This window comes from Sinorhizobium sp. P24N7 (assembly GCF_042436655.1).
Taxonomy (GTDB): Bacteria; Pseudomonadota; Alphaproteobacteria; order Rhizobiales; family Rhizobiaceae; genus Sinorhizobium; species Sinorhizobium meliloti_A.
In genome coordinates, this window is sequence record NZ_JBHMIW010000008.1 from 268494 (window position 1) to 284785 (window position 16292).

Sequence of the window (16292 nt, forward strand, 5' to 3'; positions counted from 1 at the left end):
CTCGCCGTGTCAATATGCCGAGACTGCTAATTGTTGATCCAATGACCCTACCGCATCCCACCGCCGACCAGATCACTCTGTCCAATGTCCTCGCGGCTCTCGGCGATCCGACGCGCCTGGCGATCGTGGGCTATCTCGCCCGCCGCGACGGACGGCCGACCATGTGCCTGAACTTCACGGATTTCGGCTCCAAGACCAATATCAGCTATCATCTGGCCAAGCTGCGCGAGGCGGGCATTACGCGTACCGAGGTCTCCGGCACCAGCCGGTTGATCACGCTGCGGCGGGACGATCTCGACATCCGCTTTCCCGGCCTCCTCGATTCCATTATCGCCGCCGCGGTGGACCTGCCCATGGTCAAGAAGATCGAGGATGCAGAGGAAGCTTTGGCACAGGGCGAGGCGCGATAAAGGGTTACCTAACCGCTCGCCGCTTCTTCAGGCAGGGTGATGGCTCTTGGCCGAGTGGCGCTCGACCAGCGCGACGAATTGCCGGCCGGCCACATCAAGCCTGCCGCTGTTGTCGATCACCGTTACGTCGGGATCGGCGATGACGTCGGGTGCCTGCCGCGTCAGGCGGCGCAGCACGTCTTCCTCGCTCTCGCGGCCGCGCTCGGCCAGCCGCTTCGCCAGCACCGGCGGCTCGGCGGTGATCACCGCAACGGCGATCGTACCGAACGCCTGGCGAATGGCAGGGAGGGCGGCACGGCTGCCGTTTACGATCGCGGTCATGCCTCTGGCGATCTTTTCGGCGATCTCCGCCGGGATGCCGTAGCTCAAGCCATGCGCCTGCCACGAAACGGCGAAAGCGCCGCTCCGGCTCATCTCCTCGAATTCGGCGTCGGACACGCTTTCGTGCACCTCGCCGCCTGCATCCGAGGGGCGTGTGATCGCCCGCCGGACGAAGAGAATATCGGGCCGCTGCGCGAAATGGCGGGCGGCAAAGCCCATGACGCTGTCTTTGCCCGCACCGCTCGGACCGACGACGACGATGAGCGTTCCGGATCCTCGATCGGCGGTCATGCGACACGCCGTCCTTCGCGCCAGACCGAGCGGACGACCGGTATTCCCTCCGGCCTGCGGACGCGCGCGATGTCGGCGCGGAGCCCAACGGCGATCCGGCCGCGATCTTCGAGCCCGACAGTGCGCGCCGGCGTTGCCGTCACCATCGCGATGGCCTGGGGGAGGTCGATCGAGTCGACCTCATCTGCCAGAATGAACGGCGCATGGATGAGGCTGAAAGGCACGTAATCCGAAGAAAGCACGTCGAGAACGCCGCGTTCGGCGAGATCACGCGCGGCGATGTTGCCGGAATGCGATTTGCCGCGCACGATATTGGGCGCCCCCATCAATACGCTGAGACCGGCGCGATGAGAGGCTTCGGCCGCCTCGAAGCTCGTCGGGAACTCCGCGAGCCGGATGCCGTAGCCGATCGACTCGTCCACATGCTCGAGCGTCGCGTCATCATGGCTGGCGACCGTAATGCCCCGCTCGGCGCAGGCTTTCGCGAGCGCGATGCGATGAGGGGTCGCATAGCGCGCCGATAGCGCTTGCTGGCGGTCGATGAAGGCGGCAAAGGCTTCGTCGGTAAGGCCGCGTTTGACTTTGTAGTAGATTATGTACTGGTCCATGGTCTGGAACTGGCGCTGCCCGGGAGCGTGGTCCATCAGAGAGACGAGACGAACCTGCGGATCGTTCCGGAAATCCTCATAGTGTTCCAGCACGTCGGCGGTCGACACTTCGCAGCGCAGGTGGATCAGGTGATCGGCCCGCAAACGGCCCTCCTGCTTGGCCTGGGCGAGCGCATCGGCCATGCTGCGCATCTCGCCCTTCGGAAAGCCGCTGTCCTCGTCCGAGCCCAGGCGCAGACAATCGAAGACGGTGGTGATGCCGGAGGTGACGACCTGGGCGTCATGAGCCTGGATCGCCGCGATCTTCAGCCAGCGAACACCGGGGCGCGGAGAATAGTGCGCCTCGAGATGATCGGTGTGCAGTTCGACCAGCCCGGGCAGCAGGTAGTCACCCTCGAAATCCTCGCCCGTGGCGCTCGCCCCTTCGGAGATGTCGGCGATCCTGCCGTCGCGGATCAGCACCGAACCGTCGAGGATCCGGTCCTCCAGAACGATGCGGGCGTTGGTCAAAACCTGTTCTTTGGGCATGTCATGCAATCTTTCGTTCGGATGCGCCGCCAAGCGGCAGCAAGGAATGGACGGTGAAAGGAGCGCCGCGGCGCTCTTCGGCGAAAAGGGCAATCGTCGAGACGGCAAGCGGCTTGCCGATGAATTCGGCGAAGACCGTTTCGAGCGCCTTTCTCATGGGCCGCCGCATGTCTTCCGGCACCGGCCCCGTCAGCGTCAGATGGAACTGGAACTCCTCGAAGACGTATGGGTAGCCCCATGCCGCCAGGTACTCGCGCTGACGCTGCGTAAGCCTGTCCGGATTGCGGCGGGCGAGATCGGCTTCGGAAAGCGGCGCCCGGAATGGCTCGAAACGGCGAACCGCCTGCTCCGCAAGGCGCTGCAGAGGCGGGCAAGGATCGGCCGCGACGAGCGCGAAGAAGGGGCCGATCTGATGCAAGGCGATCTCCGGCACTTCGAACGGCTCGATCTCCGCGGCGAACTCGTCGAAAGCCGCGATCAAGTCGGCTTCACCGCGGCCGGAGGTAAGCTCGAACGGTGCTTTCAGGGTCCCGTGGAAGCCGTAACGGCGGGGCTCGGTCGTCAATGCCATCTGCTCTTCACGTCCTACTGCCGGATTTTCCGGGCAGTCCAGGGCGCCGCCGGTGAACGCGTCGCGTCCCAGCCAACGGGAAGCGGTCTGCGACAGCCGGTCATCGGACGGCGGCGCGAAGTAGATTGCATAGCGCACGGGTTCACACTTTCTTCATCAGTCGCTTCGACGCAGTTGCCCCGAGTCGACGGTTCGCGGGATCGAATGCGCAGCTAGCCGATTTGCATGACAACATCATGATGACATCGGCCCAGAACGCAAATCGGTTGGGAGCGGGATGGATTTGTTTGCAGCTTCGCCTGTTCCCGCGCCAGTGATCGGAATCAGTCATCATTATCCGAATCGGCCGGTCCGTTTCTAGACCACGATGATCTTAGGTCGGAACAACCTGAAATCATGAGCGGGCGGAAAACCGCACACACTTTTCCTCATCATCCCGGGTTCCTCATTCCTGTGCTTGTCACAGGAATCCAGCCAGACCAAGTCCTTGGGCTGGAAAGGCTCTTCCGCGCCGCAGACGCGGCGCTGCTGGATCCCTGTGACGAGCACAGGGATGAAGATGGAGAGGGTGCGGCCCCTCGGCGCGTTTCATAAACCGTGAAGATAGCGAGGCGACACGGCAGGTCCCGGGTCACGCCCGCATACAGCGTCCCGCTTCGCTTCGATGCGAAAATGTAGACGTAACCTTCATTGCGTGACAGGTTGACCATTCCCTAGCATATCCGCAAGCGAAAGTTGCAGTAGCCGCACATCCCGACCCCCTCATTCCTGTGCTTGTCACAGGAATCCAGCCAGACCAAGTCCTTGGGCTGAAAGAACTCTTCCGCGCCGCAGACGCGGCGCTGCTGGATCCCTGTGACGGGCACAGGGTGAGGTAAAGGAGAGATTGCAGTCCTCCGATACGTTTCCTACAGCGCCGCGCGTCTTATGAGACGATCTGCTGCATGTTTTTGTCGATTGATCGGCTACGACCAATCGAAACATGCAATGGGCGCACGCTCGGTACTCAAGGAATTCAAGCGCATCGCCATGCGCGCCGACAAGACCGACCAGAGCTTCAACGCCATTATCCATCTCGCAGCAGCCGTCACAAACTCAAAATGAATCTCAACGCGCGCTAGCGTGTACGGCCCATGAGACGCGATCGGCAAAGATTGGAGATGCTGTCGAAAACGAAGACAACCATCAAGATCAGCAGCACCATATAGGCGACATTTTCCCAATCCGAATTTGTGCGCATCGCCTCCCATAGCTTCAGGCCGATCCCGCCGGCGCCGACGGCGCCGATAATGGTGGCCGAACGCGTGTTCGACTCCCAGAAGTAGAGAGCCTGGCTGGCAAAGATCGGCAGGACCTGCGGGAGCACGCCGAAGCGCTGCACGGCGACCGGCGCGGCGCCGACCGACTTGACGCCCTCACGCTGCTTGTCGTCGATGTTCTCGAGGGCTTCGGAGTAGAGCTTGCCGAGCGTGCCCGTGTCCGTGAAGAAGATCGCCGAGATGCCCGCGAGCGGTCCAGGCCCGAAGGCGCGCGTGAAGAACAGCGCCCAGATGAACATGTCGACCGACCGCAGGAAGTCGAAGAAGCGCTTCACGAACTGATTGGTGAGTCGGCTCGGCGTGATGTTGCGCGCCGCGAGGAAGCAAAGCGGGAAGGCGATGAAGGAGGCGAAGAGCGTTCCGACGAAAGCCATGACGATCGTCTGCAGGAGCTTGGTCCAAACATCCAGATGCTGCCATTCCGCATTGTAGAGGATGTTGTTCCAGGCAAGCGAGAGGTTTGAGCGCGCCGGATCGATCCGTTCTCCGGAGACGATCAAGGAGGCAACGTCGCTGTAGGACTTCCCGAAAAAGGGCGAGTTGGTGTCGAAGAGGAAATTCACCCAGCCGAAGAAGCGATTGCGGATGGAGACCTCGTCGCCCTCCACCTGGGCCCAGCCGGTGGCGCCGAAGGACAGCGTCACCTTCTCGCCCGGACGTTTCTGGACGGCCCAGGAGGGAAGGGCACCTTCAGGCGTGACAGTGTCGGCGCCGTCGACCTTCAGTCGGAGCGTTTCGCCGGCATGCGTGACCGTGACGAGCTTTTCGGCAACTTCGATGCGGGTCGAGCTATCGAAGTTCACCACGGCGTGCGTGACGACTTCTTCGGTGCGGGTCGTGACGGCCTCTTCCTGCGGCGTCTCGTTCGTATCGCCGCCGCGCGCCGCGTTCGGCGCCATAAAGCTGAAAGAGGAGGCGGTCTTTGGCTTCGGGGCCTGCGTCGGGGCCGTCGACGTTTCAACGGTGCGCGTGACCGTTTGCTTTTCGAGCGTGACCCATTCCGGGCTCGGATTGTCTCCAAGCGGCGAATTGCGTCCGTATGAGATGCTCATCGTTCCATCGGGCGCGACGGCGATCTCCGGCCGGACTTCGTAGGAAACCCAGTCGGCGAGGTAGATGCCGGCAATTCCCCAATTGGCGTTGGCGAGCACGTGCCCGATCGAGAAGAACCACCAGCTGAAGATCATGTAAAGAACGACGCCTGCCGTTATCAATGCCTTGCTGCGCCGCTTGGCGGCCGACGACTGCAGAAGATGCGGGTGGCGCGCGGCGATAGCTTCCATTTCGCGCGCGTCGAGGTTGGTCGAGGCAATCATGAGGCGGTCCTATTGCGCAAGCTGAAAGGCCTGGTCGCCGACGAGGCGGCGGCGAAGCCAGGCGGAGAACTGATCGACTGCGAAGATCGTGGCGAAGAGCAGGAGGACGATCGCGAGCGTCTTTGCTTCATGGCCCTGGCCGATCGACAGGCGCAGGAGTTCGCCGATGCCGCCCCCACCGACGGCGCCGATGATCGTCGAGGCGCGCACGTTGATTTCGAGCCGGAGCAGAAAATAGCTGGTGAAGTTGGGCAGCACCTGGGGGACCATGCCGAACCAGACCCGCTCGATCCAGTTGGCGCCGACGGCACGCAGACCTTCCTCCGGTTTCATGTCGGCATTCTCGACCACTTCGAAGAACAGCTTGCCGAGCGCGCCGATCGTGTGGATCGAGACCGCAGCGATGGCGGGAATAGGCCCAAGCGAAAGGATTGCCAGGAAAAAGCCGGCGATGACGACTTCCGGAAAGGCGCGCAGGATTTCCATCAGCCGGCGTACGATGCCCCTGATCCAGGGATTGGGCATCAGATTTCGCGCGGCGAGGAAGCACAGGATGAAGCCGAAGAAGACCCCGATAACAGTCGAAAAGATGGCGATGTTCACGGTCTCCAGCATCTTGTGAACATATTCCGGGATGTAGAAGCTCTCCGTCACGTAGAGGCGGCCCTCCGGGTAATTGTATTTGAAGCTGCCGTCGTCATAGGGCGAAGGCAGATCGAAGAGGGCGCGAACGATCTCTATCGGATCGCGCGGCATGAGATGGCCGACGAAATCGAAGAAGTGCGGCAGCCGGTCGAAGAACTTGCCCGCGTTCGACTCGTTCGCGAACCAGAGCGAACCGACAAGCGTCAACGCGAGAAATGCGAGACCGAGCCAGGTATAAAGACGCCGGCGATTGTTGAGCTCCTGCCAGTGACGCTCGATAAGGGCGCCGTTCTCGCTGAGGTGTCGTGTTGACACGGAAGTGGCCATTGGGTTTCCGGCCAGGGGCCGGCCTCTAGAGCGCTTCCGGGAAGAGGAAGTGCGTCGTTTCAAAAAGTAGGATCGCTTGATCGAGACGATCCGGGAGCGGGCGGCTGCAGCTGCCCGATAGTCGAACGCCGGCCGCAGCTTGGCGGCCGGCGAGGATGATGCGTTCGGCGATCAGCCGCCGATCGTCGCCTTGCGGGCGTCGATGATCGGCTTGTAGAAATCGCTATTGACCTCGACGAAACCGGTGAAGTCGCCGCCCTGGATGGCGGAGAAGCAGGCGGCGTCGGTCTTCGGCAGATCCATCATGAATTGCTTGAACTTGGCCTTCATGTCGTCGTTCAATGCGGTACGCACGACGATCGGGCCGTTCGGGATCAGCGGCGACTTCCACAGTTCAACGAGATCGTTCATGTCGACGATACCCTTGTCGACCATCTTGCGCAGGTTGCCCGAGGTGTAGCCGTCCTTGAACTCGCCGACGCCAGAGCCGAAGGTCGTGCCAGCATCGAAGGTGCCCTTAACGACTTCAAGCACGAGGTTCTCGTGGCCGCCGCCGAAGCCGGTTTCACCAAAATATTCCTTGATCGGCGCGCCGATCGCTTCCGGCAGCGTGACGAGGGGAACGAGATAGCCCGAGGTCGAGTCCGGATCGGCGAAGCCGAGCTTCTTGCCCTTTAGGTCTTCGAGCTTTGTGATGCCGGAGTCCTTGCGGGCGACCATGATCGAATGATAGCCCGTGGAGCCGTCGGTCTGGACGGTCGTCAGGATCGGCTCGACGGCGTCAGCCTTGGCGAGATAGATCTTGGCATAGCCGGAGGCGCCGAGTTCGGCGTAATCGAGCGTGCCACCGAGGAGGCCCTGGATCACGCCGTCATAGTCCGCCGCCGGGAAGAGGGAGACCTTCTCGACGCCGATGGCTGCCGGGAGCTGATCGACGAGGCACTGGTAGTTGCGCAGGCGGTCGGCTTCGTTTTCGCCGCCGATGATGCCGACGCGGAATTCCTTCAGGTCTTCGGCCTGTGCGTGGCCGACGAGGGCGAAAAGCGCGACCGCGCTCAGAAGAGCTTTTTTAAGCATTGGGTTCGTTCTCCCGTTTCCCGGACGCGCCGGGTCTTTCTCGGTTTCGAAAAGGCGCCCTTGACGCGGGCATTCGATCGCGGCGGACCTTAAGGGCCGGCCAGTGCCAGCGGCTTCAAGCCGGCCGATGCTGTTTCCTGCGGTGCTTCCGCGGGGATGTTGATGCTGGTCGAGGTCATCGACTCTTCGATCGCCGTTTCCGCGCCGTAGATCGCCGCGACCGCGGCGGCGGTCAGATCCTTCGGCTGTCCGTCGAAGACGACTCGTCCATGCGCCATGCCGATAATCCGCTCGCAATAGTTCCGCGCGGTATCGAGCGTATGCAGGTTGGTGATCACGGTGATGCCGTCGCGCTCGTTGATGTCGCGCAGCGCGTCCATCACGATCTTGGCGTTGAGCGGGTCGAGCGACGCGATCGGCTCATCGGCGAGCAGCATCTTCGGCTGCTGCATCAGCGCGCGGGCGATTGCGACGCGCTGCTGCTGTCCACCCGAGAGCGTGCCGGCCGGCTGAAGGGCGGTCTGTTCGATCCCCAGACGCTCCAGTGCACCGATCGCCATGATGCGCTCTTCGCGGCTGAACATGTTGAGGACGCTCAATACGGTGGATCGATGGTTGAGCCGCCCGAGGAGAACATTGGTCAGCACGTCGAGGCGAGGCACCAGATTGAACTGCTGGAAGATCATGGCGCAGTCGCGCTGCCACTCGCGCAGGGCCGCCCCCTTGATCGAGGAGACCTGTACCCCGGCGAATTCGATCGAGCCGGAGGAGGGGTCCACCAGACGGTTTATCATGCGCAGGAGTGTCGACTTGCCGGCGCCGGAGCGGCCGATAATGCCAACCATCTGGCCCTGCGGAATGTCGAAGGTAACCGAGCTGACGGCTGTTTTCTTGCCGAACTGGCGGGTTACGTTCTTCAACTGAAACATTGGCAGCTTCCTCTTTCGGGGAGACCGATCATCGGTATGACCCTGCCATATCCGCGCTTCATGAAGGCGCAGTGTCAGTTTCGTGTAGGTTCTGTAACAGTGCACGGGTGCGGTTCATGAATCTCGAACGCACCGGCCGAAGTCATCGTGACAGGTGACATCCGTCACCCCCGCAGCCTGCAGCGCAGGTCGGCTTCCAGCCGCGGATCGAACGGCAGCGGAAGCGCGGAATGGTCGGTGCCGAAGCCGTAGCTTTCAGACGTGCAGCAAAGGTCCTCATTCGAACTCCGAGCTGGGCACGTCATAGACGAAGCCTCGGGAAACAGCCTGATGCGAGGAGAGGGCCAATCATTGCGTCGAGATCACGCGGCGACAAAGTGCCCCGGCGAAACCTCGTGGTACCGGATTGGTACAGTCTTGTAATCGACCGGACGGATCGGGCTTTTTATCTCCTCATTGCTGATAAGGCCCTTTCCCCGGCGGCGATCCGGGTCGGGGACCGGCACAGCGGAAATCAGTTTCTTCGTATAAGCGTGCTGCGGATTGCCGAAGACCGCAGCGCGAGGGCCCACCTCAACGATTTCACCAAGATACATGACTGCAACGCGATGGCTGACGCGCTCGACGACGGCCATATCGTGGGAAATGAAGAGGAAAGCAAGATTGAGGCTCTGTTGCAAATCCAGCAGCAGATTGATCACCTGCGCCTTGATCGAAACGTCGAGAGCCGAGACGCTCTCGTCGGCGACGATCACCTTCGGATCGAGCGCCAGCGCCCGGGCGATACAGATGCGCTGACGCTGGCCTCCGGAAAACTCATGCGGGTAGCGCGAAGCCATGTCGGCTGTCAGTCCGACCTTGACCAGGAGATCGGCCACCAGATCACGTGCCTGTTTGGCGGTTCCCATCTCGTGTTCGAGATAGGGTTCGGCGATTGCAGCACCTATCCGCATGCGTGGGTTGAGGCTCGCGAAGGGATCCTGGAAGATCATCTGGACGGTCTTGCGCATCTCGCGCATTCCGCTTGCATCAAGCGTCAAGATCTCGGTTCCATCCACCAGAACGGAGCCGGCCTGCGGCTCGATCAGGCGCATAATCGCACGACCGGTCGTCGACTTGCCGCAGCCGGATTCACCGACCAGAGATAGAGTTTCGCCGGCATGGAGGTCGAAGGAAACGTTTTCGACCGCATGGACGCGGCCACTCAAGCGGCTGAACAGGCCGGAATGGATGTCGAAATGCTTAGTGAGGTTCCTGACTTCGAGCACCGGGCGTTTCCCGAGTGCAACGGTATCTGCCGTCTCGACCGGGACATCGGAGAGCCCGGTCGCCGTATCGACGACAGGAAAGCGCATGGGCCGATCCCTGCCGCCCATCGAGCCAAGGACAGGAACGGCGGACAGAAGCGCACGCGTATACGGGTGTTTGGCGCGGAAGAAGATATCGCTCGTTGGGCCTGATTCCACCTGCTCGCCGCGGTACATTACCACCGTTCGGTCGGCAATTTCGGCAACGACGCCCATATCGTGCGTGATGAAGAGCACGGAGGTTCCCTCTTCCTCCTGCAGCGTTTTGATGAGATCGAGAATCTGTCCCTGGATGGTGACATCAAGTGCTGTCGTCGGCTCGTCGGCAATCAGCAGCTTTGGTCGTGAGGCAAGTGCCATGGCAATCATTACGCGCTGGCGCATACCACCCGAAAACCGGTGCGGATATTCATCGAAACGGGAGGCGGCGGATGGAATGCGCACCTTTTCCAACAACCGGATGGTCTCGGCCCTGGCGTCCCGCTTGCCCATCTGCGAGTGGCAGAGAAGCGCTTCGGAGATCTGGTCGCCGATAGTGAAGAGCGGATTGAGGCTTGTCATAGGTTCCTGAAAGATCATCGCAACATCGTTTCCGCGCACCTGCCGCATCGTGGTCTCAGGCAGTTGCAGAATATCGCGGCCGTCGAGCACGACCCTTCCCGCGATATGGCTGGTATCGGCCGGGAGCAGTCGCATGATCGACAGCGAGGTGACGCTCTTGCCGGAGCCGGATTCTCCGACGATCGCCACGGTCTCGCCAGGGGCCACCGTGAACGACATATCCCGCACAACGGACCTCCACTCCCCGTCGACGATGAACGACGTCGTCAGGTTCTCCACGGACAAAATCGGCGGCACGGGTTCTGTTTGTAAGGCGGGGAGGGTTGCCATGTCGGGATCCTTCTTCGGTTTAAGCCGTCGGGTTCAATCCGGCCAGCGCAGTGCGCCATCGAAACGGTGCTTGCTGCGGTTTTCCAGCGGTGTGGCGATGATGTCGTTCGAGGCGCTGGCCTTATCGAGTTCCTCGGCCAGACGGTTGGCAACGATGGTCTCCTGACCCGGATGCAGGTTGCAGGGATCGAGGTAGAAGTAGTGATGCTCGACCTCGTGGTCGCGGACGATGACAGGCGGCGTACCGCGCGCCAGCGCAGCGGCAAGATCCCACGCCGTGATATGGGCTTCGCGCGCGCTCACGATCACCCGCAGCCTGTCGAGTGGATTGCCGGTCGGATCGGGCTCGATCAGCGCTGTGACGCCTGGTCGGTTCTCCAGCGTGTCGCGCCAGAGATGGAGATAGCCGGTCTCGCGGGCGCGGATACCGTCATGATCGCGCTTTTCCCAGGCTTCCAGGGCCGCCATGAGGCCGAAGACGCTCTCCTTGCCGACTTTCATGCCCCGCCCAATCCCCATATTCTGAAGGAAGGCGTTGCGCACGAGGTCCTTCCTACCAGCCACGATGCCGGAAGTCGGGCCGCCCAGAAATTTGTGACCGGAATAAAGCACGATGTCCGCTCCCTGCTCGAGAAAGCTACGCAGATCGTATTCCGATGCCGCATCAACGATGACGGGCACTGATTTCGCGCGGGCGATTTCCACGAATTCCGTCAGCTTCAACAGGCCGTAGTCGACGACGTGATGCGAGACGACGTAAAGGGCCGCAGCCGTCTTTTCCGTGATCGCGTTCTCCATGTGGTACCGATGGGTCGAGGTCGCTTGCCCGATCATCACGGTCTTGGCGCCCGCCAGACGAATGGACTGATCGACCGGCGCGCCGTAACTGACGATATGGCCCATCTGCACAAGGACCTCATTTTTTTCTGTGCTGACGCTGGGCAGTTTCTCGATGGCGAGCAGGTCGCTGCCGGTGATGGTTCCGGCAACGGCAAGGGTGATGCCTGCCGCGCACGATGCCGTCACGAAACCGGCTTCGCCGCCGGTCACCCGCGCGATCACGGCACTTGCTTTTCGCTGCAGGTCATTCATCTCGACGAATTGCGGCAGGATGGATGTCATAGCGGCAATCGCTTCCGGAACCACGATCGATGCCCCCAGGCTTGTCATAGTGCCTGAAACATTGATGACCGGACGCAGTCCGAGGGATGTGCGAATGTCTTCACTGGGCATTGTGCTCTCCGAAATTATTGCGGCCGAAAACGGAGGGGATTGCCTTCCGATCATCGACAGCTATGCCATTACAATGTAATAACAGTCCAAAATCATCATGTGAGTTCGTGTCTTGAACGCCAAAATCCACCCCATTTCCGTGATCGATGAGGACAGCGTGAAAAGCGGAAAACGCTCTCGGGTCAGCGGCATAGACCGGGCCCTGCAGGTTCTTGATCACCTCTACGAGACCGGCGCGCCCTGTAGTGCCTATGCTATTGCCAAGGCAATTGGCGCGCCGCTTTCCACGGTCTACGTGATCGTCGATGATCTGGTGGAAAAGAACCTTTTGACGCGCGGTGCCGATGGCTTGATCTGGCTTGGAGCGCGGCTTTACCACTTCGGTCTGGCCTATGCCCGCTCGCTGGATTTCATGAGTGTCGCCACCCATGAAATGCACGATCTCTGTCGCCAGGTCGGTGAAACCGTCCAGCTTTGTGGCCGTGACGGCGACCATATGCTGGTGCTTGCGATGGCGGAAGGTCCAAGCCATTTCCAGGTCGCCTCGCGCGTTGGAACCCGTGTGCCGCTGAACTGGACCGCGTCCGGCCGGCTTCTGGTGGGTCATCTGCCGGACGATGAGCGGCTCGAGCTCTTCAGGCGATGCGCCCGTTCCTCGCCGACCGGACGCGCCGATGTCGATCCGGCCAAGCTGTCTGCCGCGGCCGTGGATGCGATGAAGGCGCGACTTTCGATTCAGGCGGGCGAATCCGACTATGCGGTTGCCTGCATCGCATCGCCGATCTGCGATCGCGATGGCCGGTGCGTCGCGACCATCTCGATCGTTCTGCCGGAGCAGAAGGCCTTTTCCGACGAAACGCATTACACTTCGCATGCGCGCGCTTCCGCGGACAGGATCGAAAAACTGATGGGCTGGCGCGGTCACTGACATGCTTTTTCTTAACCGTGCAAGGCGACGATCGCTTCGATCTCGACGGTGATATTGCCGGGCAACGACCCGAAGCCGACCGCGGACCGGGCATGCTGCCCGGCATCGCCGAAGACCTCGACGAAAAGGTCCGAGCACCCATTGATGACGCCGGGATGATCCTCGAAGTCTGGTGTCGCATTGACCATGCCGAGCAGCTTGACGACGCGCCGTACCCGGGAAAGGTCTCCCAGTGCCTCCTGCAGGACGGCCAGCAGGTTGATGCCTGTCAGTCGCGCGTGGCTATAGGCATCGGCGACATCGACGCCGCCCGGTCCCACCTTGCCGGTATGCATGAAACCATCGGCCTCACGCGGACCCTGGCCGGAAAGATAGATCAGATTGCCTTCGCGCACATGCGTCACGAAATTGGCTATCGGCGGCGGGGGCGGCGGCAACACGATGCCGAGCGACGTCAGCCGGTCGGCAGGCGAACCCGTCCTGTCGGCGGCGGTTGCCGTGGAACTGTTCACGCGAACTCCTGTGTCCTGTAAAAATGAGAGTGGCCCCGGCTTAGCGGTATGAATAGCCGTGGCTGTGACGCACGAGTTTTCGCGCGCGCGGGATATAGCGGCTGGCTGACACAGCTTCCGCGCCGATGATGGCATAGCGCGGTTCGAAAATGCGGGTGAGCACCGAGACTTCACCATTCGAATCGGTCGCCTCGATATCGGCATCGACCAGATCGAAAACGGTGAAATCGGCCCGCTCGCCAACGGTGAGGCGGTTTTCCATCGGCAGCTTGATAACGGACGCCGGCGCCTGAGTAACTGCCTCCACCACCTTTTCGAACGGCATGCCGACCACCAGCAGTTTTGACATGGTCGTCGCCAGATCCCAGACCGGGAAGTTCATCGAGTGGTCGTGCAGATCGGTCGAGATAGAGAATGGCAGAAGACCCCGCTTGATTGCCGCCTCGGCAACCTTGAACGAGAAGGACGCCCCGCCATGGCCGATATCCAGCCGGATACCGTCGCCGGCACATCGCTCGGCGAGATCGAACAGATCCTCGTCTTCCATGATGCTCGAGCCGGCCTTGCCGTTGAAACAATGGGTGACGATGTCGCCTGGGCCGAGGATTTCCAGCACTTCGTCATAGAGCGCCGGGGGTTCACCGACATGCACCATCATCGGTATCTTGAGGATCTTGGCGATTTTCTTTCCGAGCTTGACCGGCGTCACGCCCCAGGATCCGGTGATGACGTGGCTCGCTCGGACCTTGATGCCGACAATATGCTCGCTGTTTTCGGCGTAGACCTCAAGAATGCGGTCGAGATTGATGTCCTGAATGCTTCTGAGTTCCGGCACGCGGTTGCAGGCGACAAGACCGATGGAGCCGAGATTGATGAAAGCCTTGATACGCTCGCGCGACGGCTCGATGATATATTCGCGAAAACCATGGAAATTGGCTTCGCCGGCAGAGCCGGCATCCACCAGGGTCGTGACGCCACGCTCCGCGCCGCATTCGGACGGGCGCAGGGAAATATCCGTGCCGCCGTGCCAGATGTGCACGTGCAGATCGATCCAGCCGGGCGAGATCCACGCGCCGTTGCCATCGATGCGCTGCACCTCAGTGGATACGGCAAGCGACGGGCCGACTTCGGCGATGCGGCCGTCAGCATTGATCAGGATATCGATCGGGCCGTTTGGTGTGCTGGCGCCGAAGGCAATGGGTTTGACATTGGCGAGGAGCACGGGCCCCTTCGCCTCATATCGATAAGACATGTTTCATAAGTCCTTTCGAAGCCTTGGATCGAGAAGATCGCGCAATCCGTCGCCAACCATCTGCAGCGACAGCACGGAGAGAATGATGGCGAAGCCAGGAAACAGCGTCATCCAGTCGGCTTGGCCGATATATTGCCGGCCGGCGGAGATCATCGTGCCCCAGGTCGGGATTTCCGGGCTGACGCCAAGCCCGAGAAACGAAAGTCCCGCTTCGGCCAGCATGGCATTGGCGAAGAGAAATGTCGCCTGCACGAGGATCGGCGACAGCAGGTTGCGCAGCACATGCCGCGTCATGATGTGGCGCGTCGAAATGCCAAGCGCCCGGGCGGCCTCGATATAGGGGAGCTCGCGGATCACCAGGGTCGACGCACGAACGATACGCGCCAGGCGCGGCGCGTAGACGATGCTGAGCGCGATGATGACGGTGGTCAGCGATGGCCCCAGCGCGGCCACAAGCGCGATGGCAAGAAGAATGTCCGGAAAGGCCATCATCGCGTCGATCAGCCGGGCGATCGGCGCATCGAATTGCTTGAAGAATCCGGCGATCAGCCCGAGCGTCACACCGATGATCGCGGACAATGTCACGACGGCGGCGCCGACCAGCAATGACAGCCGCGCCGAATAGATGGTCCGCGAAAACACGTCGCGGCCGAACTCATCGGTACCGAAGATGAACGTGCCGCCCGGCGGTTTCAACCGGTTGACGATGGACAGTTTTGACGGCGCATAAGGCGCGATCAGCGGGGCAAAGATGGCAAGCAGCACGAAGATCGTCAGAACGATCAGTCCGAAGGCCACGGTCTTGCGCTTCAGCAGGCGCCGGATGAATTTGTTGCGCTCACTGAGCGCCGGTTTCGAGACGATTGCTGTCATCAGTAACGCACCCTCGGATCGACCAGCAGGTAGAGCATGTCGATGGCAAAATTGATCAGGACATAGAGTGCGGCAATGACCAGCAACGCCCCCTGGATGACCGGATAATCGCGCCTGAGCACGGCGGATACCACCAGGTTGCCGACGCCGGGCAGGCCGAACACGGTCTCGGTCACGACGGCGCCCGAGACGAGAACCGCCGCAGTCAGGCCGATCACCGTGAGGATCGGAACCAGCGCATTCTTCAACGCATGCTTGAGGATGACACGCCGCTCGATCAGACCCTTGGCGCGCGCAGTCCGGATATAGTCATCTCCGAGCACATCGAGCATCGAGGCGCGGGTGAAGCGCAGGACCAGCGCCGAGGAGACGATGCCGAGCGCAAACGCCGGCAGCGTCAGATGATGCATCCGCTCAGCAAACGTCGATCCCGGTCCGCCGTAGCCCGACACGGGGAACAGATCGAGACGGACGGCAAAGACCTGCATCATGATCAGGCCAAGCCAGAAGCTCGGAATGCTGGCAGCCAGCATCGCCAGCGCTGTTGCTGCCTGGTCGAAGAGCGAACCACGCCGATAGGCCGCATAGATCCCGATCGGCAAGGCGATGGCGCTGGCGATGAGCAGCGAGAACACCGTAAGGAAAAAGGTCGGTTCGGCCCGCTCGAGCAGGGCCGATGCGACCGGCATGTTGAGGAAGATCGATTGGCCGAGATCGCCCTTCAGCAGCTGACCCATATAATAGATGTATTGAACGCCCAGCGAACGGTCGAGGCCCAGCCGTATGCGCAGCTCCGCAATATCCTGGGCGCTGGCGTCCGGCCCGAGCATGACCGCTGCCGGATCGCCGGGCGTCACCCGTACGATCACGAACACGATCGTGACGACAAGGAACATCACGATGATCATGCCGAAGAGGCGCTGGAGAATATACCGTATCATGAAAGCCTGATCC

The 16292-nt window shown here is 61.4% G+C and carries 16 protein-coding genes; 3 read left to right on the plus strand and 13 right to left on the minus strand.

The window, feature by feature from the left end; genetic code table 11:
- Positions 1 to 41 precede the first annotated feature (41 nt).
- Positions 42 to 410 carry a helix-turn-helix transcriptional regulator gene (locus tag ACFHWW_RS16590; RefSeq protein WP_324764624.1) on the plus strand — a complete coding sequence of 123 codons (369 nt, stop codon included), beginning with the start codon at positions 42 to 44 and terminating at the stop codon, positions 408 to 410.
- 27 nt (positions 411 to 437) lie between these two features.
- On the opposite strand, the gene phnN is transcribed toward ACFHWW_RS16590, so the two are convergent.
- Genes phnN through ACFHWW_RS16605 form a run of 3 tightly spaced genes read right to left on the minus strand, consistent with a single transcriptional unit; the run spans position 438 to position 2867 of the window.
- Entirely contained in the window at positions 438 to 1022 is a 585-nt protein-coding gene (phnN, locus tag ACFHWW_RS16595) for a phosphonate metabolism protein/1,5-bisphosphokinase (PRPP-forming) PhnN (RefSeq protein ID WP_018098395.1), read from the minus strand.
- Complete coding sequence (locus ACFHWW_RS16600; protein WP_018098396.1) at positions 1019 to 2158, minus strand: alpha-D-ribose 1-methylphosphonate 5-triphosphate diphosphatase; 1140 nt, start codon at positions 2156 to 2158, stop codon at positions 1019 to 1021. Before ACFHWW_RS16600 ends, phnN begins: the two co-directional genes overlap by 4 nt.
- 1 nt (position 2159) lies before the next feature.
- Positions 2160 to 2867: a DUF1045 domain-containing protein gene (locus tag ACFHWW_RS16605; RefSeq protein WP_379939334.1), complete on the minus strand. Its 708-nt coding sequence runs from the start codon at positions 2865 to 2867 to the stop codon at positions 2160 to 2162.
- A gap of 819 nt (positions 2868 to 3686) precedes the next feature.
- Between ACFHWW_RS16605 and ACFHWW_RS16610 the strand changes: the two genes are divergently transcribed.
- Positions 3687 to 3833, plus strand: a complete 147-nt coding sequence (locus tag ACFHWW_RS16610) for a hypothetical protein (protein WP_379939336.1) — start codon at positions 3687 to 3689, stop codon at positions 3831 to 3833.
- Between the two features lie 13 nt (positions 3834 to 3846).
- On the opposite strand, the gene phnE (ACFHWW_RS16615) is transcribed toward ACFHWW_RS16610, so the two are convergent.
- The 6 genes from phnE (ACFHWW_RS16615) to ACFHWW_RS16640 form a co-directional block, all read right to left on the minus strand.
- The gene (phnE, locus tag ACFHWW_RS16615; RefSeq protein ID WP_275599205.1) at positions 3847 to 5364 is read right to left on the minus strand and encodes a phosphonate ABC transporter, permease protein PhnE; all 1518 of its coding nucleotides are present in this window, start codon (positions 5362 to 5364) and stop codon (positions 3847 to 3849) included.
- 9 nt (positions 5365 to 5373) lie between these two features.
- On the minus strand, positions 5374 to 6336 hold the full coding sequence (phnE, locus tag ACFHWW_RS16620; RefSeq protein ID WP_379939338.1) for a phosphonate ABC transporter, permease protein PhnE: 963 nt from the start codon (positions 6334 to 6336) through the stop codon (positions 5374 to 5376).
- A 171-nt stretch (positions 6337 to 6507) separates the two neighbouring features.
- Entirely contained in the window at positions 6508 to 7413 is a 906-nt protein-coding gene (phnD, locus tag ACFHWW_RS16625) for a phosphonate ABC transporter substrate-binding protein (RefSeq protein ID WP_018098401.1), read from the minus strand.
- 89 nt (positions 7414 to 7502) lie between these two features.
- On the minus strand, positions 7503 to 8342 hold the full coding sequence (gene phnC / locus ACFHWW_RS16630) for a phosphonate ABC transporter ATP-binding protein (RefSeq protein ID WP_102762531.1): 840 nt from the start codon (positions 8340 to 8342) through the stop codon (positions 7503 to 7505).
- 362 nt (positions 8343 to 8704) lie between these two features.
- Positions 8705 to 10540: a dipeptide ABC transporter ATP-binding protein gene (locus ACFHWW_RS16635; RefSeq protein ID WP_379939341.1), complete on the minus strand. Its 1836-nt coding sequence runs from the start codon at positions 10538 to 10540 to the stop codon at positions 8705 to 8707.
- A 33-nt stretch (positions 10541 to 10573) separates the two neighbouring features.
- Complete coding sequence (locus ACFHWW_RS16640; protein ID WP_379939343.1) at positions 10574 to 11773, minus strand: aminotransferase class V-fold PLP-dependent enzyme; 1200 nt, start codon at positions 11771 to 11773, stop codon at positions 10574 to 10576.
- Positions 11774 to 11885: 112 nt separating this feature from the next.
- Here ACFHWW_RS16640 and ACFHWW_RS16645 point away from each other — a divergent pair, with 112 nt between their 5' ends.
- Positions 11886 to 12701 carry an IclR family transcriptional regulator gene (locus ACFHWW_RS16645; protein ID WP_100670173.1) on the plus strand — a complete coding sequence of 272 codons (816 nt, stop codon included), beginning with the start codon at positions 11886 to 11888 and terminating at the stop codon, positions 12699 to 12701.
- 11 nt (positions 12702 to 12712) lie between these two features.
- Here the strand turns inward: ACFHWW_RS16645 and ACFHWW_RS16650 are convergent, their stop codons facing one another.
- The 4 genes from ACFHWW_RS16650 to ACFHWW_RS16665 are packed head-to-tail and all read right to left on the minus strand — an operon-like array spanning position 12713 to position 16279.
- Positions 12713 to 13213, minus strand: a complete 501-nt coding sequence (locus ACFHWW_RS16650; RefSeq protein ID WP_275599201.1) for a RidA family protein — start codon at positions 13211 to 13213, stop codon at positions 12713 to 12715.
- A gap of 40 nt (positions 13214 to 13253) precedes the next feature.
- Positions 13254 to 14465, minus strand: coding sequence for an amidohydrolase/deacetylase family metallohydrolase (locus ACFHWW_RS16655; protein WP_275599200.1), 1212 nt, complete (start codon positions 14463 to 14465; stop codon positions 13254 to 13256).
- A 3-nt stretch (positions 14466 to 14468) separates the two neighbouring features.
- The gene (locus ACFHWW_RS16660; RefSeq protein ID WP_379939346.1) at positions 14469 to 15338 is read right to left on the minus strand and encodes an ABC transporter permease; all 870 of its coding nucleotides are present in this window, start codon (positions 15336 to 15338) and stop codon (positions 14469 to 14471) included.
- A complete protein-coding gene (locus ACFHWW_RS16665) occupies positions 15338 to 16279 on the minus strand; it encodes an ABC transporter permease (RefSeq protein WP_379939348.1) in 942 nt (313 codons plus the stop codon). Before ACFHWW_RS16665 ends, ACFHWW_RS16660 begins: the two co-directional genes overlap by 1 nt.
- Positions 16280 to 16292: the final 13 nt, after the last annotated feature.